This is a genomic window from Staphylococcus sp. HMSC070D05 (genome assembly GCF_001815595.1).
In the GTDB taxonomy this organism is placed as follows: Bacteria; Bacillota; Bacilli; order Staphylococcales; family Staphylococcaceae; genus Staphylococcus; species Staphylococcus hominis.
The window spans coordinates 73,676-96,769 of sequence record NZ_KV821149.1 but is presented as its reverse complement, the minus strand read 5'-3'; the positions used below and the strand labels follow the sequence as shown (position 1 = coordinate 96,769).

Annotated in this window: 25 protein-coding genes; 7 read left to right on the top strand and 18 right to left on the bottom strand. The window is 30.9% G+C overall.

Translation table 11 applies throughout. The features are described 5' to 3' along the window. Positions 1–16: 16 nt before the first annotated feature. Positions 17–538: a CvpA family protein gene (locus HMPREF3046_RS08760; protein ID WP_070718767.1), complete on the bottom strand. Its 522-nt coding sequence runs from the start codon at positions 536–538 to the stop codon at positions 17–19. After that, entirely contained in the window at positions 539–805 is a 267-nt protein-coding gene (gene zapA / locus HMPREF3046_RS08755) for a cell division protein ZapA (protein ID WP_070718764.1), read from the bottom strand. A gap of 209 nt (positions 806–1,014) precedes the next feature. Here zapA and rnhC point away from each other — a divergent pair, with 209 nt between their 5' ends. Beyond that, the gene (rnhC, locus tag HMPREF3046_RS08750; RefSeq protein WP_070718761.1) at positions 1,015–1,941 is read left to right on the top strand and encodes a ribonuclease HIII; all 927 of its coding nucleotides are present in this window, start codon (positions 1,015–1,017) and stop codon (positions 1,939–1,941) included. 16 nt (positions 1,942–1,957) lie between these two features. On the opposite strand, the gene HMPREF3046_RS11380 is transcribed toward rnhC, so the two are convergent. The 6 genes from HMPREF3046_RS11380 to HMPREF3046_RS08725 all read right to left on the bottom strand — a co-directional run bounded on the left by HMPREF3046_RS11380 (position 1,958) and on the right by HMPREF3046_RS08725 (position 7,864). Then, positions 1,958–2,098, bottom strand: coding sequence for a hypothetical protein (locus HMPREF3046_RS11380; protein WP_176746081.1), 141 nt, complete (start codon positions 2,096–2,098; stop codon positions 1,958–1,960). Positions 2,099–2,383: 285 nt separating this feature from the next. Beyond that, positions 2,384–4,786 (bottom strand): phenylalanine--tRNA ligase subunit beta, encoded by a 2,403-nt coding sequence (gene pheT, locus HMPREF3046_RS08745; RefSeq protein ID WP_070718759.1) that lies wholly within the window; start codon positions 4,784–4,786, stop codon positions 2,384–2,386. After that, a complete protein-coding gene (gene pheS / locus HMPREF3046_RS08740; RefSeq protein ID WP_070718757.1) occupies positions 4,780–5,844 on the bottom strand; it encodes a phenylalanine--tRNA ligase subunit alpha in 1,065 nt (354 codons plus the stop codon). Before pheS ends, pheT begins: the two co-directional genes overlap by 7 nt. A gap of 351 nt (positions 5,845–6,195) precedes the next feature. Beyond that, on the bottom strand, positions 6,196–6,936 hold the full coding sequence (locus HMPREF3046_RS08735; protein ID WP_070718754.1) for a TrmH family RNA methyltransferase: 741 nt from the start codon (positions 6,934–6,936) through the stop codon (positions 6,196–6,198). Positions 6,937–7,051: 115 nt separating this feature from the next. Continuing rightward, on the bottom strand, positions 7,052–7,225 hold the full coding sequence (rpmF, locus tag HMPREF3046_RS08730; RefSeq protein WP_001830121.1) for a 50S ribosomal protein L32: 174 nt from the start codon (positions 7,223–7,225) through the stop codon (positions 7,052–7,054). Between the two features lie 84 nt (positions 7,226–7,309). After that, positions 7,310–7,864 (bottom strand): YceD family protein, encoded by a 555-nt coding sequence (locus tag HMPREF3046_RS08725; RefSeq protein ID WP_070718752.1) that lies wholly within the window; start codon positions 7,862–7,864, stop codon positions 7,310–7,312. A gap of 126 nt (positions 7,865–7,990) precedes the next feature. Between HMPREF3046_RS08725 and HMPREF3046_RS08720 the strand changes: the two genes are divergently transcribed. Further along, positions 7,991–9,130, top strand: coding sequence for a nucleotidyltransferase (locus HMPREF3046_RS08720; RefSeq protein ID WP_070718748.1), 1,140 nt, complete (start codon positions 7,991–7,993; stop codon positions 9,128–9,130). 46 nt (positions 9,131–9,176) lie between these two features. Here HMPREF3046_RS08720 and coaD read toward each other — a convergent pair whose 3' ends face one another. Next, positions 9,177–9,662, bottom strand: coding sequence for a pantetheine-phosphate adenylyltransferase (coaD, locus tag HMPREF3046_RS08715; RefSeq protein WP_070718746.1), 486 nt, complete (start codon positions 9,660–9,662; stop codon positions 9,177–9,179). After that, on the bottom strand, positions 9,655–10,206 hold the full coding sequence (gene rsmD / locus HMPREF3046_RS08710; RefSeq protein WP_070718743.1) for a 16S rRNA (guanine(966)-N(2))-methyltransferase RsmD: 552 nt from the start codon (positions 10,204–10,206) through the stop codon (positions 9,655–9,657). The genes coaD and rsmD overlap by 8 nt, the downstream gene beginning before the upstream one ends. Before the next feature lie 70 nt (positions 10,207–10,276). On the opposite strand from rsmD, the gene HMPREF3046_RS08705 reads away from it, so the two are divergent. After that, positions 10,277–10,666 (top strand): DUF7147 family protein, encoded by a 390-nt coding sequence (locus tag HMPREF3046_RS08705; RefSeq protein ID WP_070718741.1) that lies wholly within the window; start codon positions 10,277–10,279, stop codon positions 10,664–10,666. 17 nt (positions 10,667–10,683) lie between these two features. On the opposite strand, the gene HMPREF3046_RS08700 is transcribed toward HMPREF3046_RS08705, so the two are convergent. Next, positions 10,684–10,935: a DUF2129 domain-containing protein gene (locus tag HMPREF3046_RS08700; protein ID WP_070718738.1), complete on the bottom strand. Its 252-nt coding sequence runs from the start codon at positions 10,933–10,935 to the stop codon at positions 10,684–10,686. Positions 10,936–11,079: 144 nt separating this feature from the next. Between HMPREF3046_RS08700 and HMPREF3046_RS08695 the strand changes: the two genes are divergently transcribed. Further along, on the top strand, positions 11,080–12,015 hold the full coding sequence (locus HMPREF3046_RS08695; RefSeq protein WP_070718737.1) for a glycerophosphodiester phosphodiesterase family protein: 936 nt from the start codon (positions 11,080–11,082) through the stop codon (positions 12,013–12,015). Positions 12,016–12,182: 167 nt separating this feature from the next. Here the strand turns inward: HMPREF3046_RS08695 and HMPREF3046_RS08690 are convergent, their stop codons facing one another. From HMPREF3046_RS08690 to cyoE, 4 genes are all read right to left on the bottom strand, one after another. Further along, positions 12,183–12,617, bottom strand: coding sequence for a YlbF/YmcA family competence regulator (locus HMPREF3046_RS08690; RefSeq protein WP_070718735.1), 435 nt, complete (start codon positions 12,615–12,617; stop codon positions 12,183–12,185). Between the two features lie 18 nt (positions 12,618–12,635). Then, the gene (locus HMPREF3046_RS08685; RefSeq protein ID WP_070718732.1) at positions 12,636–13,694 is read right to left on the bottom strand and encodes a CAP-associated domain-containing protein; all 1,059 of its coding nucleotides are present in this window, start codon (positions 13,692–13,694) and stop codon (positions 12,636–12,638) included. Positions 13,695–14,036: 342 nt separating this feature from the next. Beyond that, positions 14,037–14,498 carry a DUF420 domain-containing protein gene (locus tag HMPREF3046_RS08680; protein WP_070718731.1) on the bottom strand — a complete coding sequence of 154 codons (462 nt, stop codon included), beginning with the start codon at positions 14,496–14,498 and terminating at the stop codon, positions 14,037–14,039. A 29-nt stretch (positions 14,499–14,527) separates the two neighbouring features. Beyond that, positions 14,528–15,439 carry a heme o synthase gene (gene cyoE / locus HMPREF3046_RS08675; protein ID WP_070718728.1) on the bottom strand — a complete coding sequence of 304 codons (912 nt, stop codon included), beginning with the start codon at positions 15,437–15,439 and terminating at the stop codon, positions 14,528–14,530. A gap of 238 nt (positions 15,440–15,677) precedes the next feature. Between cyoE and HMPREF3046_RS08670 the strand changes: the two genes are divergently transcribed. Further along, a complete protein-coding gene (locus HMPREF3046_RS08670) occupies positions 15,678–16,598 on the top strand; it encodes a COX15/CtaA family protein (protein WP_070718724.1) in 921 nt (306 codons plus the stop codon). Positions 16,599–16,721: 123 nt separating this feature from the next. Here HMPREF3046_RS08670 and HMPREF3046_RS08665 read toward each other — a convergent pair whose 3' ends face one another. The 3 genes from HMPREF3046_RS08665 to HMPREF3046_RS08655 form a co-directional block, all read right to left on the bottom strand. After that, positions 16,722–20,171: a pyruvate carboxylase gene (locus HMPREF3046_RS08665; protein WP_070718720.1), complete on the bottom strand. Its 3,450-nt coding sequence runs from the start codon at positions 20,169–20,171 to the stop codon at positions 16,722–16,724. A gap of 336 nt (positions 20,172–20,507) precedes the next feature. After that, on the bottom strand, positions 20,508–21,740 hold the full coding sequence (ftsW, locus tag HMPREF3046_RS08660; RefSeq protein ID WP_070718717.1) for a cell division peptidoglycan polymerase FtsW: 1,233 nt from the start codon (positions 21,738–21,740) through the stop codon (positions 20,508–20,510). Between the two features lie 239 nt (positions 21,741–21,979). After that, positions 21,980–22,261, bottom strand: coding sequence for an Fpa/YlaN family protein (locus HMPREF3046_RS08655; RefSeq protein ID WP_070718715.1), 282 nt, complete (start codon positions 22,259–22,261; stop codon positions 21,980–21,982). Positions 22,262–22,399: 138 nt separating this feature from the next. Here HMPREF3046_RS08655 and HMPREF3046_RS08650 point away from each other — a divergent pair, with 138 nt between their 5' ends. Further along, entirely contained in the window at positions 22,400–22,885 is a 486-nt protein-coding gene (locus HMPREF3046_RS08650; RefSeq protein ID WP_070718712.1) for a hypothetical protein, read from the top strand. 1 nt (position 22,886) lies between these two features. Then, positions 22,887–23,081 carry a DUF2197 domain-containing protein gene (locus tag HMPREF3046_RS08645; protein ID WP_070718710.1) on the top strand — a complete coding sequence of 65 codons (195 nt, stop codon included), beginning with the start codon at positions 22,887–22,889 and terminating at the stop codon, positions 23,079–23,081. The last annotated feature ends 13 nt before the right edge of the window (positions 23,082–23,094 follow it).

The following is a 23,094-nucleotide window of genomic DNA, read 5'->3' as shown; positions in this document are numbered from 1 at the left end:
CTTTTATCTTTTTTATTTATAAATTTAGTATATAAGATGATAAAAACGGCATCTTAAATAGAATAATATGGCTTAAATAACCGTGTTTTAAACTTTCCTGAATCCATTCATTAGGATATAAAGATACTAAATATAAAACAAGTTGCAGTACAATCACACTTGCAATACTACCTAATACGCTTCCCAATATTCGACTTGTAACATGAATATTATGATATGACACTATATTATCAAAAGTTACAATAATAAGATATAAAAGCAACTTACTTATAAAAGCAATACATAAAAATGCCACCATAGTATCAAAACGTTGTTGTACATCATGGTAGTGAAATGCGAAGTGCGTATCAAAAGCAACTGTTTTAGGAAATGGAACAAAAACAATCATTTGTTTTGATATATATTGGTAAAAACGATGCGCAATGAATAGTGAGACAAGTGTAGACGACAAATGAAGACTATTCAGCCAAAGACCTCTTCTAAAACCAATTATCATATACATCAACATAATAAGTATCATTACTAAATCTATAGTCATTTAGCTATCCTGATGTTTTAATTCATAAATCATTTGTTTTAATATTTCGTTTTCTTCTTCCAATTTCACTTTTTCGTCCATGATATTCACTGCAGTTAAAATTGCTTTTCTTGTTGTATCTAATCCTGCTGATTTACGTCCTAATAATCTTAGCTGTTCATCTACTAAATGTGCTACATAACGTATGTGTTCAGGATCATCGTCACCGATAATCGTAAAATTTTGATCATTGATCGATACATTAATACGATTTTTAAATTCTCCCATTGTATTAACTCCTGACTTTTGATAATATTTTAAATTTCTTTGACTAATGTTTTGTTGAGTGAATAAGTAGATTATTATTATTATACATGAGCGTCTCTTATTTGTAATTATAGATTTAAAATACTATTTATACCACTAAACCTACGTTCTTATATTCATTATGTTAAAGTATATCTATTAGAATTTTAAAAGAGAGGTTTAAACAATTTATGGGAAATGTAGTACATAAATTAACTAATCAAGATATTGAGCAACTGATGAACCAAATTAACTTTAGTACATCCAATTTACCTAATGGGATGAAAGCAAGAACCAAATATCATGACACTGTCATTAGTATTTACAATTCTGGTAAAGTTATGTTTCAAGGAAAACATGCTGAACATGTAGCGCGTCAATTTTGTACTACTGATTCTGGAACTAATTCAAAATCTTCAAAGGCAGATGGTTTCCATAATATCACATATGATGATTATAACTGTATTGGTAGTGATGAAGCGGGAAGTGGTGATTATTTCGGCCCATTAACGGTTTGTGCTGCTTATGTACCTAACGAGCAAATAGATATTTTAAGAACACTAGGCGTAGATGATTCGAAAAAATTAACAGACACTAAAATTATTGAACTTGCAGAACAACTGATTACCTTTATTCCTCATTCATTACTTACATTAAACAATACTAAATATAATGAAAGACAAGCACTAGGTTGGTCTCAAGTAAAAATGAAAGCAGTCCTTCATAATGAAGCGATAAAAAATGTAACTAACAAGATAGATACTAAAGCATTAGACTACATTGTCATTGACCAATTTGCAGAACGTAACGTCTACAAGCATTATGCTCTAAGCGACTTACCTTTTCCAAATCAAACAAAATTTGAAACAAAGGGAGAATCTAAATCCCTTGCTATTGCAGCAGCAAGTATCATTTCTCGCTATGCTTTTATTAAGCACATGAATTCAATATCAAAAATGATGCATTTTGACATTCCAAAAGGCGCGAGTCATAAAGTAGATTTAATTGCTGCTCAAATTATTGAAAAATATAATATTAGTAAGTTAGACTCTATTTCAAAAAAACATTTTAAAAATCGTGATAAAGCATGGACATTGGTTAATAAAAAGTATCAATAAAGAACATTTTAGAATGCTATAAGGTAACACTACGACGATGTCTGAATTCATCAAATTCAGTATCGAGAATTGTTTCAACACTATTATTTACATATCGTGACACAGCATTTGTGGGAACAAGTGCTGAAGTTTCTATCGGTAGAGTAAGTTGAGTCATGTTAGAATATTTATAAATAAGGCACCTCGTTAATTTAGCTTAGTGAAGTTTATTAAATTATACGAAAAGGCCTTATTTTTTAATATTCAAATGTAAAATTACATATAAAGACAAAATATTTGAGCTAGACTCTATACGCTAAAGACTTCAGACTGAATCTGCCCCTAATAAGGCGAGTCAACTATATAAAGTATTGTAAATAATGAAACCAGTAAATGACTATATAATAAACGCATTTACTGGCTATTTTTCTAGGATGTAAGTTCCAAACTCTTCTTTATTTTTTTATCGAATTGTAGCGCCTGTAGCTTTTAATGCTTCTAAAATTTTATCATGAACTTTAGAAACACGTTCATCAGTAAGTGTATTTTCAGTATCTAAATAATTTAAACGAATGGCTACTGATTTTTTACCTTCTTCCAAGTGTTCACCTTCATAAACATCAAATACAAGCGTATTTTTTAGAATGTCTTCACCATTCTCATGAATAATGTCTAATAATTCTGAGGAAGGCATGTCACGGTTTACTTCCATAGCAATATCTCTTGATACACCAGGGAATTTTGGAATTGGTTCATAATTAATGTAACCTACAGCTACTTGCATCATTGCATCATAATTCAATTCAAATACATATGTGCGTTTAAGATCATTTTCAGCTGCTAATTGAGGATGTAATTCTCCTACAAATCCTATTTTTTTACCTTCTAATGAAACAATCGCAGTTCTACCTGGATGAAGACCTTTAATTTCGCCAGCTTCATAAGTGAAATCTAAATTTAATTTTTCAGCAATTCGATCGACTACACCTTTAGCAATAAAGAAATCAATCTCTTCTTTTTTACCTTGCCAAGTATTAACTACATATTCTCCAGTTAGAATACCACTTAAATATTCTATTTCATCTGGTAATTCATCTTTGCCATTACCAAAGAATACACGTCCAATTTCATATAATCTTACATTTTTATTTTTACGTGCTACGTTATAAGCTGTTGCTTCGATTAAATGTGGTAATAAGCTTTGACGTAATGTAGAATGCGCTTCACTCATTGGCATAAGTAGACTAATTGTAGGACGTTCTTGTAATGCAAAATCTTTGGCATGGTCTTTAGACACAAGTGAATATGTGATGGCTTGATTTAATCCTGCACCTTCGAGTGTTTCTTTTACCGTACGCGTTTTATATTGACGATCTGTCAATTTTCCACTAGTTACATCATCGAACACTGGTAAAGTTGAAGGAATATTATCATAACCGTATATTCTTGCTATTTCTTCAATTAAATCTTCCTTAATTGAAATATCTTTACGACGTGAAGGTACATATACTGTTAAAGTATCGGCATTTTGAATCGTTTTAAATCCTAATTGTTCGAAAATAGCTTTAATCTCATCATTTGATAAATTAAAACCAATTGTTTGATTTACTTTTTCAGCAGTAATATCAATTGGTGTAACAAGTGAACCTAAATCCCCTTGTGCCACTCTATCTTTTAATACTTCGCCAGAGGCATAATGTTCAAGTAAATAACAAGCTCTATCGACTGCTTCATTGACAAATTCTGTTGCGATACCTTTTTCAAAGCGACTTGAAGACTCACTACGTAAATTCAAACGACGTGATGTGTGACGAATAGATACAGGGTCAAAAATCGCACCTTCTACTACGACATTCATTGTTTGATCAGTCACTTCTGAAAAATCTCCACCCATAACACCAGCTAATGCAATAGGTTCTTTACCATTTGTGATAACGATATCTGTATCAATAAGAGTTCTTTCAGTATCGTCTAATGTTGTCATTGTTTCATTTTCATTTGCTTGACGTACAACAATATCTTTAGAACCCATATGATCTTGATCAAACATATGAAGTGGTTGACCATATTCGAGTAATACATAGTTAGAAATATCAACTACATTATTAATTGGACGGATACCAGCTTTAATTAAACGTGCTTGCATCCAAATAGGTGATGGTGCAATTCTCACATTTTTAACAACTCTTGCACTGTAATAAGGGACTTTTTCAGGATTATCAACTGTCACTGATAACTCATCTGTTGCTGAAGTTTCAGTTTCGTTAAGCGTTGTGTTTGGTTTAGTCATTTCAGTTTGATATAACGCCGCAACTTCATATGCAGTTCCCACCATACTTAAAGCGTCTGCACGGTTAGGTGTTAAATCAAATTCCATAATTTGATCATTAAGATATAATGCGTCTAGTGCATCAGTTCCTGGTGTCACTTCATTAGGAAATACGAAAATTCCATTTTCATAATCTTTTGGTACAACATTACTTGAGACACCAATTTCTTGTAAGGAACAAATCATACCTTCCGAACGTTCTCCGCGTAATTTGGCACGTTTTATTTTAATACCTCCAGGTAAACGTCCACCTACTTTAGCTACAATCACATATTGATTTTCATCAACATTAGGTGCCCCACAAACAATTTGAACAAGTTCTTCTTCACCTATATCAACTTGACAGATATTCAATTTATCTGCATCTGGATGTTTTTCTTTAGATTTTACATATCCTACTACTAAATTTTTAATATCTTTTGAGTAATCTATAATATCTGCTACTTCAATACCTGTACGTGTAATACGCTCAGCTAAGTCTTTAGCAGGTACACCAGCATCTACGTAATCTTTTAACCATTCATTTGAAATCAACATTTTGCTTCACCTCTATCTTCTACAGCTTTAAATTGATTAAGGAATCTCACATCATTTGTATAGAAATGACGAATGTCTTCGATTCCGTATTTTAACATTGCTATACGATCTGGCCCCATACCAAATGCAAAGCCAGAATATTCATTTGAATCAAAACCGGCCATCTCTAGAACATTAGGATGTACCATACCTGCACCTAAGATTTCAATCCATCCAGTATGTTTGCATACATTACATCCTTTACCTTTACATTTGAAACAAGAGACGTCTACTTCCACTGATGGCTCTGTGAATGGGAAATAACTTGGTCGTAATCGAATTTCACGATCAGCACCAAATAATTTTTTAGCTACTAACTCTAACGTTCCTTTCAAATCACTCATTTTAATATGTTTATCTACCACTAAACCTTCAATTTGTGTAAATTGATGACTATGTGTAGCATCATCTGAATCTCGTCGATACACTTTTCCAGGACAAATAATTTTTACAGGTCCTTGACCGTGACGTTTTTCCATTGTACGTGCTTGCACTGGAGATGTGTGAGTACGCATTAAAATCTCATCTGTAATATAAAAACTATCTTGCATATCTCGGGCTGGATGTGATTTAGGAAGGTTTAAAGCTTCAAAATTATAATAATCTTGTTCTACTTCGTATCCATCAACAATTTCATATCCTAATCCTAGGAATAAATCTTCAATTTCTTCAACCGTTCTAGTTAATGGATGTTTTGAGCCAATATTAATTTGACGACTAGGTAATGTAACATCAATTGTTTCCTCAGCAAGTTGTTGGTTTAACTTTTCATTTTTTAATAATTCTTGTTTTTCATCAAGTTCATTTTGAATTGCTTGTCTTAACTCATTTACTTTTTGTCCATAAGCTGGCTTTTCTTCATTTGGTAAATCTTTCATATTTTTCATTAAGCCACTTACAGAACCTTTTTTTCCTAGATACTTTACTTTAACATCTTGTAAAGCACGTTCATCTTGCGCTTCGTTAATGTCTACTAAAGCTTGTTGTCTTAATTCTGTCATTGAATCATTTTGAGTCATGACTTACACCTCATACTTTCTATTTATCATAAAATTTACTTTATTAAATAAAAAAAAGACTTTCATCCCTAAATAACTGGGACGAAAGCCTTCCGTGGTACCACCCAAATTTATGCCTAAGCATACACTTGTTAGCATTGTTAACGAAGATGCACTCCGACTTAAATTTCTTTAAGTAACCAAAAAGGTGAAAAAAACTAATGTAAATTGAAGTAAGTTTCAGTCACGCTTACTTTCCCTGTGCAATTAATCATTTAGTTTACGTCTTTTTATCGGTTTATATTTATCTTTAATAAACATATCATTTTAATTTTGTATACAATTAAGTATAGTCGATTTTAAATCAAAAGGTCAACCTTTCAAATGATAAAGCAAAATACTTCCAGCAATCGCCACGTTTAAACTTTCCGCTTCGCCGTATATAGGTATAATAAGATTCTGCGAGGTACGTGTTAATAATTCTTTATTAACACCTTCTCCTTCATTACCAAGTAATAAAGCAAATGTGTCTTGCGATTCGATGTTTTTATAGGACACAGCATTTTCTAAGGCTGTACCATACACTGGGCCATCAAATTGTTCAATAAATTCATTTAATCCTATTGTGACAATAGGAATGTGAAATACGCTTCCTTGACTTGCTCTCATTACTTTGTCTTGGTATGCGTCTGCTGTACCTTTTTCCATTACAATCATGTCTATACCCGCAGCATCTGCTGTACGAATTAACGTGCCTAAGTTACCAGGATCTTGTATACGATCAAGTAATAACACTTGTTTCGCTTTTGAGATATCATGTTTAGGTTTTTCAATGACTGCAAAAAAACCTTGCGGTGTAATAGTCCCTGATAATGATTCAGCTACTTTCATATTAATTTCGTAAGCTTCTTTTGCATACTCTAAAAGTCTAGAATCTGTTCTTTCTGGCTCAATTACAAATAATTGTTTAATTATCATATTACTTTTAAATGCTTCATCAATTAAATGTATGCCTTCGATGAGAGCCAATCCTGTTTTATCGCGTTCTTTTTTCTTTTTCAGTTTATTTGCTAATTTAATTTTATTATTTTGTGTTGAAGTAATTTGTTCCATCATAGTCTCTCCAAATTATTTTTGATAGCAATGGTATAGATTAAGATAATATAAAAAAAGAGTGGGATAGAATTCATAATGAATTCGTATTCCACCTTTTTTAAATAGATATAAATTATTTAGAAACGACTTCTTCACCATTGTAAGAACCACAGTTTTTACATACGCGGTGAGATAATTTGTACTCGCCACAGTTTGGGCATTCAGTCATACCAGGTACTGAAATTTTGAAATGAGTACGACGTTTATTTTTTCTAGTTTTAGACGTTCTTCTTTTTGGTACTGCCATGATATATCCTCCTTAATATTAAAACACATAATCTCAAGTATTCGGTCATTTAATTATTATACTATAAATTAAATTAACCTGCTATTACTCTTTATCATATAACTGTTGTAATTTTTGAAGCCTAGGATCAACTTGGCGTGTTTGGGAATCGTCGTTATCTTTAGAGTGTTCAAGCTCAAGCGCTTGTTCTTCATCAATAACTTCCCAACCGTTACCTTCTGTAAGCATTTGATCACTATTCTCAGAAAATGCACGCATTGGCTTCTCAATAATAACCAATTCTTTAGCAATATCTCGGATATTAATCATACCATCTGTAGCAAGATGATAATGTTCATCTTCATCTACTTCTTCTTCGGTATAACTATTATAACCTTCTAAATCAAATACTTCGGAAGTTCTGACATCAAGTGGCACATCTACAGGCACTAATGTACGAGCACAAGGCATAGTGTACATACCAGTAACATGCATATCTGCTATCACTTCACTTGATTTTATGGTTAATTCACCTTCGATATTCACCTCTGATAAATTAATCAGACCTAAAGGTTCTATTAAATCGTCAAAGTTCGCCTTTTCATTGAATTCAAAAGGTTTACCTTGATATTTTCTCAATTGCGTTATTGACCATTTCATATGGCTTCACCTCTAACAAACACAAAATTTATTTTAACTTTACTATTATAAGTTGTCAAGATTTTTTCTTAACATCTTATTATCTGTTACAATACTAATAATGAATACTGAAAGGACGAATTGCAAATGAAAAGTGTTGGATTGATTACAGAGTATAATCCATTTCATAACGGTCATGCTTATCATGCGCAACAAGCTAAAGTACAGTCCGATGCAGAGATCTCTATTGCAATCATGAGTGGTAACTTCGTTATGAGAGGTGAACCTGCTATTTATAACAAATTTCTACGTACACAAATGGCACTTTCCAATGTCGATTTAGTTGTTGAGTTACCCCTTATCGCTAGTCTTTCTTCAAGTGATTATTTTGCACAAATAGCTGTTCAAATTGCTCGTTATCTAGATGTTGATACTATTGCTTTTGGAAGTGAAACACCTGATATAACTCGCCTTAAAAACGCTGCAAATGAAATAATCAATTTAGAACATAGTTCAACTTTTAATCAAAAAGTAAAAGAAGGTAGTAATTATGCAAAAATTATAAATGATTTAATTAGCGATAATACTTTACTAAAAATGCCTAATAATATTTTAGCAATCACTTACTTAAAAGCTATACAACAATTTGCACCTCACATGAAAGGCCTTGCTATCCAACGTGTGCATGCTCATCATCATGATGCGACAATTGAAACATCACCCTATGCAAGTGGTTCTGCAATTAGGCAGTCGTTAACCACTCAAGAAACTCAGTGGACTACAGTTGTTCCCTCTTCAATTCAATCACTTTATACAACACCTCATTTAACTAAAGAGGATACATTTAGCTTTATTAAATATCATATCTTAAGTCATTCAATTCATGAAATGGCTCATATATACACTATATCTGAGGGACTAGAACATCGATTAAAAAAATATATTAATCAAGCAACTTCTTTTGAATCCTTTATGTCTTTACTGAAGACAAAACGCTTTACCTATACTCATTTACAACGCATACTTATGCAAATCCTTTTAAATGTAAAAAAAGAAGATTATATTCAATCCATTTCAGCTGTAAGAATTTTAGGAATGAATCGTCGCGGACAAAGTTATCTAAAACAATTAAAAACCAAATTTCCGGAGCGTCAATTCATCACTAATATTAATAAAACATCTGCTCATTTTTTTAAAAATGAAATTAAAGCTACCGATATTTATAACTTATTATCAGGTCAAAAGAAAAATGATTTTAATACACCTATCATTAGATTAAATAATTAAATTAAAGCGTATGGAACATTTCATTTCTGTTCTATACGCTCATTTTTTAATTTTCAAATTTTTCTTTTAATGCTTTTTCAACATGACTAGGTACAAAATCTGAAATATCTGCCTTATATTGAGCCACTTCTTTCACAACACTTGAACTGATAAATGAATAGTTTGTACTTGTCATCATATACATGGTTTCAACATTACTATTTAATTTTTTATTCATTGAAGTTAAACGTAATTCATATTCAAAATCACTCACTGCTCTTAAGCCACGAATAATTGTTTTAGCGCCAATTTTATCACAAAAATCGACAAGTAATCCATTAAAATTATGTACTTTCACATTTGGCAAATGTTTTACAGATTCACGTATTAATTCCATACGTTCTTCAATAGAAAATGTACCTGCTTTACTACTGTTTTTTAATATACATACATGAAGTTCATCAAATCGATCAGAACTTCTTTCTATAATATCTAAATGCCCATAAGTAATAGGATCAAAGCTACCTGGAATGACTGCTTTTGTCTTAGTCATTGTGTTCTCCTTTTTTTAATAACAAAGTATCTGTTAAACCGTAATGATATTGCTTAATTACTTCAAAATCATATGTATTGATTTTTTCTTGATTACTAAACTCACAAACGATAATACCATGTTCTTTTAATAAATTAAACTGAGAAATTTGGTCTAGAGCCTTATCTATTAGTCCTTTATTATAAGGAGGATCTAAAAAAATAAAATCAAATTGAATGTCTCTTTTATTGATAGCCTTTAACGCTCTATCTGCATTATTTTTATATACTTCAGATTGTTCCTCTAAATTTAATTGTTTCAGGTTAGCTTGGATCACTTTAACTGCTTTAAAGTTTTGGTCTACAAATATAACTTTATCCATACCTCTAGAAAGTGCTTCAATTCCTAAACCACCACTTCCAGCAAATAAGTCTAAACCTAAGCCGTATACTTCATGTAAACTGTTAAAAATGCCTTCTTTAACTTTATCCATTGTTGGACGAGTATGACGTCCTTCTAAACTCTCTAGTGGTTTACTTTTATGTTTTCCAGCAATGACTCTCATTTTGACTTACACTTCCATTTCATTCATTTATTTACTATAATTTATTTTGAAAAAGGAGAATTAAATATTTATGAAACAATCATTTATTTTTTTAGGAGAAGGACTTACAGATTTATTCGAATTTCTTACTCTTATTGAATATAATCATGCAAGAATAGACAAAGTTGTCTATTTCCATACACCACAGTCAGACAAACAATTATCATCAGTCGCAATTATTATGAATCCTACGACCGGTAGACAATTTCAAGCCATGTATATGATGTTAAACGCTTTAAAATACCCCTACCCAAATAGTAATAAAAAATTTGAGATGATTAATGAACAAGCTCAATCGTATGACATTCCTATTGTCGGCATTGATGTTCAACCGCCAAATGCATTTCATACAAATGATTTATATTTTAAATATTTAATTAGCGTACTTCGTTTACAAAATTGGATCCCACCGATGCAGTAACAATTTTTAAATACATCTTAAAGCATTTCATGCTTTTCTTTATCATATGTTTTTTTTAAGTTTTTATAGGGGGATCCATCAATATATAAGACATATTTTAATTTCATTAATTTCTGGAGAATATCGTCTACTTCATGTTCATTAACATACATTACTACATACTTTCGAGGTTTATTAGTATAAACGATATGTCCATATTTACGTATCTGTCTTTCATGTTTAATATGCTTTAAGTAAATAATTAAGCTAACTCTTGGAATCAATTCCATATTATTTCACTCACTCCATTTATTATGCATAATTACTATACCATGACTAATAATTTTATAAAATACATTCAATATCTCAATACTTAACTTTCAAAAAATATTTTTTTAATTATTAATTTTAAATGAACTTTAGGAGGTTATATCTTGAAACAAATTAAGAAGAATTTTTTTAGTTTGGGTATCACTAGTATAGGTATACTAAGCAGTTTATTACTTTTAAAAAGAAAACAAAAGCCTAAAATGCTTAAAGACATACCTTACTTTTTTAATGGACCAGTCCCTTATATTTTTGCACATAGAGGTGGAATGTCAGTTCGACCAGAACAAACACAATTAGCTTTCGATAATGCTGTCGATTATGGTTTAGATGGCTTTGAAACAGATGTGAGACTAACTAAAGATGAAGAATTGATTGTTTTTCACGACGCTACAGTTGACCGTACTACTAATGGTTCCGGAAAAGTATGTGATTACACATTAAAAGAATTAAAAAAATTAGATGCAGGATTTCATTTTACTGATATTAATGGTCGACATATTTACAGAGGGCATCAACAAGCTAAAATTTTAACTTTCGATGAACTTTTAGAAATGTATCCTAGCAAATATATCAATGTAGATTTAAAAGATGCTCCAAGTAGTTATGAAGGATCTATTGCGCCTAAAAAAATGTATGATATTATAAAGCATCATCATGCTGAGAAACGTGTACTTGTAACGAGTTTTCATAAAGAACAAAATGAACGTTTTAGAGCAATAAGCAATGGAGAAATCGCTACTGGCGCAAGTCAACATGAAGTGACTGAAGGTGCGATTAAGTTTATTTTAGGACTAGGCTATCATTATCATCCACAAGCTGACACATTTCAAATGCCTATAAAATTCAAAGGTATCCCATTATCATCAACTCATTTTATTCAATGGCTTAACTTATTAAATATTGTGCCAGGTTATTATGGCATCAATAGTGTTGACTTAATGTATGATTTGTATCAAAAAGGTGTTCACACCATTGTTACTGACCGTCCTGATTTAGGTAAACAATTTAAATCACTACTAAAACAACATATCTCAAATTAAATACACTCATTCTATATAAAATTAAAATATATGTATAAAAAAATCTGGGACATACATCATAGTTGTCTCAGATTCTTTTAATATGTTAGTCATCTATAACTAAAATAAAAACATGCTTACACCTAATTTTGCAACTCAACCTCTGATTTACTAGATTGTATTCTTATTTATAAACTACAATTACATGTGCCTCCTGAGGCGCAACCTTTAGAATCCGTTTTAAAAAATGGATTACCTACTTCAATCTTTACATTTTCTGACACAGATAATGCGATTTTAGTCAACACTTCATCTATTAAATTTTGTAATTGTACTTCCTTAGATTTATAATCCATTACATTAGGCAACATTTCATAAGCTCGCTTACGTCGACGTGTATCTAACATTACATTTTGATAATCTGGGTGATATCTACCAAAACGCATCACTTCATCATAACGTTCTTTTGATCTTAAAAAAGCTTGATACAATAAATGTGCTTCATCATCTTGTTTAAGTTTTTTTTGAGCTTCTCTATAATTAAAATACACTTTTGATTGTACAATCATATCTGATAAATCTTCAATTTCATCTAAAATTGATAATGTTTCCTCTGTATACATTATCGCTCACCTCACAACCTATTTTTGTACAAAAATAAGTGAATAATAATTTCTCATTACTTCTCCACCCATTTCATTATACTTTTTATTTAACATTCTTGAACGGTGTATATCTGAATTCATCCAACTATGAATTAATGTAGGCACATCATCGAAATTATAGCCCACATTTTGACTTGTAGCTATAAAATCAATATTTTCGTTACCAAGTTGGTTCTTAAGTGCGTCTTCTGTAAATTCAACATCTTCTGTATCAGTTGCTTCATATAAGTTTGCTGAAGCAATATGTGATATGTCTGAATTTACTTTCAATGGTGGGATATGTTTTAAATCTCTCATTTGATTAGTAATTTCATAGAGTGTTATCAATTGATTTGGGTTTTGTTCATATGGTAATGACTCTTTATTATTTCTATCATTATTAAATTTATCATCTGATATCTCTTCTTCTGTTAATTGATAAGGTTTTATAAATGCTAATAGTTCTTTATCTAGATATCGAATACCCATAATTCGATTTGATTGTTGATCTACATAAACTTGAGCATAAATATTACCATATTTAATTAGAGTTTGAGTTTTAATATCTTCATCTGATAACTCAAAATTATATTGTTTTCCATTTACTTTAAAAGAAGGGTCAGGATTAATACTAGTTTTTTCAAATATATGTGAAGCATTTTCATTGATTTTTAATGATTCGGTTTGAGCTTTTTCTCCAGTAGCATAAACAGATTTAATTTCATCATGTTTTGTAGTGACAATATAATATTGTTGCTTTCTCTTAAATATATAATCAGTATATCCGCCTTTAACAGGGTATGTACGATTTGCTTGTCCATATTTGTTTGTAAGATAATTAATATCTTTCCCTATCCAAGTACCTATCCCATTTTTGGGAACAGGATTTTCAGTCTGTTTTTTCACAGAATGTGATACTTGATTTGAATGACTGATTTTATTGTTGTTATTAGGATTTTCAAGGACATCAAATTTTAATCTTGGTGAGTAAAATAAATAAATTAGAAATGTAATTAAAAATACGATTCCTAAAACTTTAATTACCAACTTAATCATTGCTCCCCCACCTCTTTAGAATTACATATATTGTACAGAATAACTATTTTAACAATCAAGCCATTCATTTTTCTAAACTCCAAATTTATTAATTAAACTACATTATACCTATTTACAAATAAACTAACCAATTAATATTAAGACATAACTTATACTAAACAATTTTATCATATCAATATAGAATCCACTGTTGTTATTTCATGATAAAAAAAGAAAGTGAATCAGAATTCATTTTGAATTCGTCGTCCTCCTTAACAATTTGATCATCGACTGCTCAAATATTAAAAATACCTGAGACAACTCCTTATGTCCCAGGTCATTCTTTAAAATTATTCAATATTGTTATAAACCTAGTGTGGCTTTAATCACCGATGTAGTTTCTCCACCTGGATAAATTACATATAATAATAAGTATACTGCCACACCAGTAATACCAGTAAAGAACCATATAATTGAAGCGACAGGTCCGATTTTTCTATGCCATTTAAATTTATCTTTAAATGCAGTAATAATTTGAACTAATCCTAATACACCACCGATCGTAGCAAGATTAACGTGGAAGATTAAGAATATCTTATAATATGTTCTAACAGAATCTGGACCACCAAAATCTGTATTACCTATAAATATCGTTCGAGTTGAGTAAATAATAAAAAACGTTAATGCGAAAAATGCTGCCCATAACATAACTTTTTTGTGAGTATTAACATGACGATGAGCAATTTGCCACCATCCTATCGCTACTAAAATAGCACTAATTACGATACAGCTTGTACTAATAGTTGGTAGAATTGGTAAACTCATATGTTCCATCCTTATTTAACATAGATATTTTAAATCATTTTTATTAAAGAGATGACAACAACTAATGCAAAGAATACTACTAAATAATTTAGTGAATAGATAAACATTTTTGTTGCCCACTTAGTTTGATCGGTATTTTTTTTAAATGTTGTTAAACCTATAAAAATCCATCCAAAATTTAATAAAGTTGCTAATACAACAAACGTAGTGCCTAAACTAGATAATAAGAAAGGTAATGGTAATAAAAATACTAACCAAATAAACATACTTACTCTTGTACGTTTAAAACCTTTTACTGAAGGTAACATAGGAATATTTGCTAATGAGTATTCATCACTACGTTTAATAGCTAAAGCATAGAAATGAATAGGTTGCCAACAAAAAACAACTAAAAATAAAGCAAAAGCTACAAGACTGATTTGTCCATCAATAGCTGTCCATCCAATTAAAGGTGGCACAGCGCCTGGAAAACTTCCTACTACTGTATTCCAAGTCGTATGTCTTTTAGACCAGATTGAATAATATGATACATATCCTACGATTCCAAAAAGCCCTAAAACACCTGATGGCACATTTAATAAGAATAGACATGCTTCTCCTACTAACATCATACCAAAACTTAACATCAATAAATGTTTATCAGAAATTCTATCGTTTACTGTTGGTCTACTTTGTTTACTTGGCATAATTTTATCAATATCTTGATCATAATAATTATTTAATGCACAAGCACCACCCATAATTAATGTCGAACCTATCAACATTAATAGGATTTGAGGTATTGACGATAGGAAGGAATGATTTGTCATTACAATAGCTAACCAAGCGCCTGCAAAAGCAGGAATTAAGTTACCCTGTACCAAGCCCATTTTAATAATTTGTTGTAGTTCTTTAAAAGACACTCTACTTGACGGCTGTGATAAAGTGTGTTCTTTACTCATGGTTCCCCTCCTTAAAATTTTCATATAGTATTATGATATAATAATTACTTATAAAAGGCTAGGTTATATCTATTTAAATTGTGACACTTTAACGACTTTCTGTTTCACTAATTTTTTGTCTTTAATTATTGTAGTATAATAGTTGTAATATTTATAATTATATTTTTTATATTAAAATCAGAGCATAAATGGATATCATATTACAAAATATTTTAAATTAATGGTGGGGTGTTTAAACTTGTTTAACAAACGAAACCTTAAATGGTTATCAATCGTAGCAACAATTATTATGGCAATGGTACAACTTGGAGGCGCCTTAGTAACTAAGACGGGTTCTGAAGATGGCTGTGGTGCTTCATGGCCTTTATGTCACGGCGCTTTATTACCTCAAAATTTGCCAATTGCTACAATCATTGAATTGAGTCACCGAGCTGTATCAGGTTTATCATTAATTGTTGTGTTATGGTTGGCCATCACAGCTTGGAAAAATATAGGATACATTAAAGAGGTTAAACCTTTAGCAATTATTAGTGTTGCTTTTCTATTAATTCAAGCCTTGATTGGTGCAGCAGCTGTTATTTGGCAACAAAATTCTTATGTTTTAGCTTTACATTTTGGGATTTCATTAATTAGTTTTTCTTCAGTGTTCGTATTAATGCTTATTATTTTTGAAGTGGATAAAAAATATGAAGCTGATGAATTATTTATAAAAAAACCATTGCGCAATCTTACTTGGATTATGACGGGCGTTGTTTATATCACTATTTATACTGGTGCTTTAGTTCGCCATGCTAAAGCAAGTTTAGCATATGGAAGCTGGCCATTACCGTTTAATGATTTAGTACCCCATACTGAGCAAGATTGGGTACAATTTGCACATCGCGGTATGGCATTTATCACTTTTTGTTGGATTATGATTACATTTATTCATGCCATCAAAAATTATTCTGAGAACCGTACAATTAGATATGGTTATACTGCTGCATTTATTTTAATTATTTTACAAGTGATTACGGGTGCTTTGTCTGTAATGACAAATGTTAATTTAATTGTTGCATTGCTACACGCACTTTGTATTACTATACTTTTTGGTTTAATCGCTTACTTTATTTTACTTATGCTTCGTTCAATTAGAAGTGAAAATTCAACAATTAAATAAAGGTTTAAAAGACACGTTAGAGTTATTGTAGAACATGTAATCTCTAACGTGTTTTTTATGCGAAAAAGCATAAGATAGAATGTCATTTAACTTTCTATCTTATGCTTTTAAACTTTTTAATACTTACTCAGATTTTTCAATTTCGATTAATAAATCTCCCGTTGCAATAGCATCACCATTTTCAACAGTAACTTTTTTAATCACTCCATTAAACGGAGCTTGAATTGTTGTTTCCATTTTCATTGCTTCGGTAATTAATAGTGGTTGATTTACTTTAACCTCATCACCTACTGAAACTTTAACTTCAGTCACACTTCCTGGCATTTGAGCTCCTATATGATTTGGATTTGTTTTATCTGCTTTAGGTTTTACATTCGCATTTGTTTTTATGTTTTCATCTTTAATCGTAATACGACGTGCTTGACCGTTCATCACGTAATAAATTGTTCGGTTACCATTTTCATCTGCTTCACTAATTGTTTCAAGTTTAATAATTAAACGTTTTCCGTTTTCAATTTCAATCTCTACAGTCTCACCGTTACGCATACCAAAGAAGAATGTCGGTGTATCAAGTAATGATAAATTACCATATTGTTGTCTAGTTTGAATAAATTGATCAAATACTTTTGGATAAAGTACATAACTTATAATATCTTGCTCAGTCACTTCACCATAATTCTTATCTTGTAATTGTTCTCGTATCTCATCAAAATCTACTGGTTTTAAATATTCTCCTGGACGTTCAGTTAGCGGTTGTTGACCTTTTAAAATAATATCTTGTAATTGTTTATTAAACCCATTTACTGGTTGACCAATCTCACCTTTAAAGTATGATACTACTGATTCAGGAAAATCTAATTTATAACCTTGTTCAATAACAGTTTGTTCATCTAAATCATTTTGTACCATATATAACGCCATATCTCCTACCACTTTTGAAGATGGTGTCACTTTAACAATATCCCCAAACAAGAAATTAACACGACGATACATATCTTTGACTTCATTAAAACGTTCACCAAGACCTAAACTTTTAGCTTGTTGACTTAAATTAGAGTATTGACCACCTGGCATTTCATGTTGATAAATTTCTGTATTAGGTGACTTAATATCACTTTCAAAGTCAACATAGTATGGACGAACAGTACTCCAATAGTGACTTAATTCTTCTAAACCTTGAATATCTGTACGCATATTTCGTTTAAATCCATCTAATGCATAATATAAAGAGTTCACACTTGGTTGACTTGTTAAGCCACTCATCGATGCAATAGCTGTATCGATAATATCTACACCAGCATCGATGGCTTGTTTGTAGGTTAATAAACCATTACCACTTGTATCATGTGTATGTAGATGTATTGGTAAATTAACTGCAGCTTTTAATTCTCCAACCAGTTCATATGCTGCTCTAGGTTTTAATAAGCCAGCCATATCTTTAATTGCTAAAATATGGAAACCTTCACGCTCTAATTCCTTAGCTAATTTAACATAGTAATCTAAAGTGAATACATTTGAACGTTCTGGATTTAAAATGTCACCTGTGTAACAAATAGTCCCTTCTGAAATTTTACCTGCTTTTTGTACCGCTTCATTTGCCACTTTCATTTGATCTACCCAGTTTAATGAGTCGAAAATACGGAAAACATCTACACCTGCTTTAGCACTTTCATCTACGAATTTTTGAATCACGTTATCAGGATAATTCTTATAACCCACAGCATTTGAAGCTCTTAATAACATTTGGAATAATACATTTGGAATCGCTTTTCTAAGTTTTTCTAAACGCTCCCAAGGATTTTCTTTTAAGAAGTTGTATGCTACATCAAAAGTAGCGCCTCCCCACATTTCTAAAGAAAAACTATCCTTAAATACTTCAGCAGTTTTAGAAGCTATATTTAACATATCTTTTGTACGTACACGCGTAGCAAGTAAAGATTGGTGCGCATCGCGGAATGTCGTATCAGTAATTAAAACATCATCTTGTGTTTTAACCCAATCTGCAACTCCACTAGGGCCTTTTTCATTTAGTAATTGTTTTGTACCATATAGATTTTGAATTTTCTTTTTTGAAACTTGCGGAATCGAAGTTGACTCATAGTCTGGCTTCGTACGTTTTTCGACATTCGGAAAACCATTAATGGTTACATTCCCAATGTATTCTAATGTTTTAGTACCACGGTCTAATGTAGGTGCAATATCGAATAATTCCGGTGTTTCTTCAATAAATTTTGTTGTATAATCTCCACTTCGGAATTTTTCATTACGCATGACGTTAACTAAAAATGGGATATTTGTTTTCACACCACGAATACGCATTTCTCGTAAAGAGCGTTCCATTTTTTCTTCAGCTTGTTTAAAAGTAATGGCATGAGTGGATAATTTCACTAATAGTGAATCATAGTAAGGTGAAATTTCAGCGCCTTGGAAGCCATCTCCTGCGTCTAAACGTACACCAAAACCACCACTTGAACGATAAGCAATAATCGTACCAGAATCTGGCATAAAATCATTTGTAGGATCTTCAGTAGTGATACGACATTGAATAGCATAACCAAGTGTTTGGATTTCTTCTTGAGGAGGTAAAGCGATACGTTCGTCAAATAGATTAGCTCCATCTGCTACTAAAATTTGAGTTTTAACTATATCAATTCCTGTAATCATTTCTGTAATCGTATGTTCTACCTGAACACGTGGATTGACTTCAATGAAAAAGAATTCATCCCCAGATACTAAAAATTCCACTGTTCCAGCGTTAACATATTTGATGTTTTTCATTAATTGTAATGCCGATTGACAAATACGTTCTCTTAATTCATCAGGTAAACCTACAGAGGGTGCTACCTCAACCACCTTTTGATGACGACGTTGTACAGAACAATCACGCTCATATAGATGAACAATATTACCATATTCATCGCCAATAACTTGGACTTCAATATGTTTTGGATTATCGATGTATCTTTCGATATATACTTCACTATTACCAAATGATTTTTGTGCTTCAGATTTCGCACGATGAAACGCATCTTCCAATTCACTTTCATCGCGAACAATACGCATACCCTTTCCACCGCCACCACTTGTGGCTTTAATCATCAGAGGAAATCCTGCTTCTTTAGCAAATGCCTTTGCTGCCTCAAAATTTTCAATTGGTCCATCTGTTCCTGGTATGACTGGTAAATTTGCTTTAATTGCAGTTGTTCTTGCTTTTACTTTATCACCAAACATATCTAAATGATCTAGGTGCGGGCCAATAAATGTTATGCCTTCTTCATTACAACGTCTTGCAAATTCTTCATTTTCACTTAAAAAGCCATAACCTGGATGTATTGCATCTACATTCGCACGTTTTGCTACTTCAATAATGCGTTCAATATTTAAATAACTTTCGGCTGGTCCTAAATCTTTTCCCACTAAATATGATTCATCAGCTTTATATCTATGTAATGAATTTTTGTCTTCATTTGAATAAATTGCTACTGTTTGAATATTTAATTCCGTTGCTGCTCTAAAAATTCTAATTGCAATTTCACCACGATTGGCTACTAATAATTTTTTTATATGATTCAAAGAAGAAACACCCCTTTATAATTTGAATATTCTAACTAATTAGATAATAAAATTTTATCTTAAAATAAATGAGAAAGCTATTACTTTTTTACATACAATTTATAAAATGAAAATATAGTAAATAAGTTAGCTTAATCACTATTTTAAAGTGTAATCATTAATAATTATTATACTTAATAACTTTATATTATCATTTATGGTTTGAAAACGCTACTCTAGACTAGTAATCTCTTAACTTGTCACATAAATGTAAAAAGAGTGGAAGCAAATTTTTTTAATACTCGCTTCCACTCTCAATAATGTTAGTTACATATTTACACTTATAATTAAGTGATTTTAATACTGTCTAGGAATATCCACTTTGGTTTTTTTATTTTTTATTGCTCTTTTTTCTTCAACTTTAATTTGTCTTGCTACTAACAATAATAATCCCATAGCAATACTTAAACTGATCATAGACGAACCACCAAAACTTATAAATGGAAGAGGCACCCCTGTAAGAGGAATCGTGGCTGATATACCTCCTAAATTTACGAACGTTTGACTACCAATATAACTCGCTACACCAACACATATTAATTTATAAAAATATGAAGATGTTTTAGTGGCTAATACAAATGCACGGAATACAATAAAAAATAATAATCCAATTACTAATAAGGCACCGACCAGTCCCAATTCTTCACAAATTACTGCGAAAATAAAATCTGTATGCGCTTCTGGAAGATAGCCCAGTTTCATGATACCGTTCCCTAATCCTCGACCAAATAATCCTCCATTTCCGATTGCCATTAATGAATTGGATAAATGATACCCCGTTCCTGAAGAAGAACTAAAAGGATCGTAAATTGTACTAAAACGTGCCTTTAAATATTCTGGCATCATTCCGGTGAAAATAAAGAACCCAGCAATAAGAATAAATCCAAGAATAATATATAATATAGGTCCTTTTACTATTTTTTTAACACCAATACCTACAAATAAAAACATTGATAATATAATAATTAATGTTAATAATGTTTGTCCAATATCTCCTTGTAAAAGTACTAAACCTAAACAAAGGATAATTAAAATAACTGGTCCTTTGATAATTCTTAAATTACCTCTTAACTGTGGTAATTTTTTACTTAATACATAAGAAATATAAAGAATTAAAGCAATTTTTAGCAACTCTGAAGCTTGTAGATTCATAAATCCTAAGTCAATCCAACTTTTTGAACCATTAATATTTTTACCTACCAATAATGTTAAAAATAAAAGGACAAAGATGATAATCATTATCCACTGTTGAATTTTTGATTGTTTAAAGATATTTATATTCATCATAAATGAAATAAAAAAAACAATAATGAAACTCATGATAACATAAATTAATTGTCTGTTATAAAAATATGTACCTGAAACCTCAACGCCACCTGTTAATGTCCCTTTAGTAGCTGCCACCATACTGGCACTATAAACCATCACTAAACCTATAAAACACAAAATAACGTATGAAATTAATAATGGATAATCGATAAACTTAGAGATTCTACCTATGTATCGAAATATATTTTTTAAATTATTCATAAAAAAGATCATCCAATTCTAAAAATTTAAACTATCTATGCTCATTAAAACGATTTATCAAATTAAATTCTGTCTAAACTATTATATACTTTGTAATTATTAATTAACAAACATAAACGTAAAAAATAAAATAAAAGGACTGAAAATATTATTTACATAACATTTCAGTCACTATCATAAATTTATTACATATATTAATTCTTGCTCATTATAACACTTTCATATTAAAAGCATTAGACTTAGAGTGATACGTTTGTGAATGCTTCATGCAATTTAGATAATTCTTTTTCTAAACGAAGCATTAAACTTTTACCATCTTCTTTATTAACTAAACCAAGTTTCACAGCAAAGTCTACTTCTTTTTGTAAACCAAACATTTGTGTGTCGAGAACCTCTTCATATAGTGGGCAAGATGGCATAGTTAAATTATCCATTTGAACCTTAATTAAATGCAAGATTCGGTCAGCATCTTGATTTAATTGCTCATAAGCTTCACTATTTATGTTCATTTGCTTCGGCATCACATTCTCCCCCTATCATTAAATATCTTCATATCAGAATTTTATCCTACTACCTTTTAAAAAGCAAGTTTATTTAATAAACCCTTCATTTTAAATATGATAAAATATTAGTTAGATTGAAACTAGGGAGTGGGCAAGATGATTCAAATTAAAGGAGACGTCAAATTTCCTATTACTTTAGATAGCACAACATGGATTTTTGATGATAGAAAAGTAAAAATAGAGGATATTGAAAACGGTATTTTTGAAGGAACTAAACCTATTAAATTTGAAGATAACCGCGAATGGAATAGAGCTATTTTAGAAGGACAAACCAATCCTCCTACTTTAAACTCTGAAATTAAGTATCGTAAACGTTCTGTATTAGAAGATTCATTTGCAATAAATATGACACCATTTTTTAAAAATGCAGAGCCTTTAGAAAGTGCAACTACAATTAAACTTTCAAATGATACATCTTCAATTGACATCCCATTAGAATTATTACCTTATCTATTTTTCCAGTTTGCTAAAGATGGTAAGAGATTGTATGATGATAATTCAGTAGATAGCTTTGTTTATAACCCCGAGGAGAACACCTATTCATATCACTTTAAATATGTAACTCGTATTGAGGTGATTTAAGTTGCGAGAAGTACAATGTATTATTTGTGATACTAAGGTCTTAATTGATGAACGTACAGTTGAAGCTAAACGTCTACGTAATAATCCAATCAAAACATTCATGTGTAGTGACTGTAAAAGTCGATTAGATACACCTAGACAACGACCAAATGAGAATCGTAAATTTAATCTCCATTTTTCAGATGAAAACGAATAACCTATCATATATG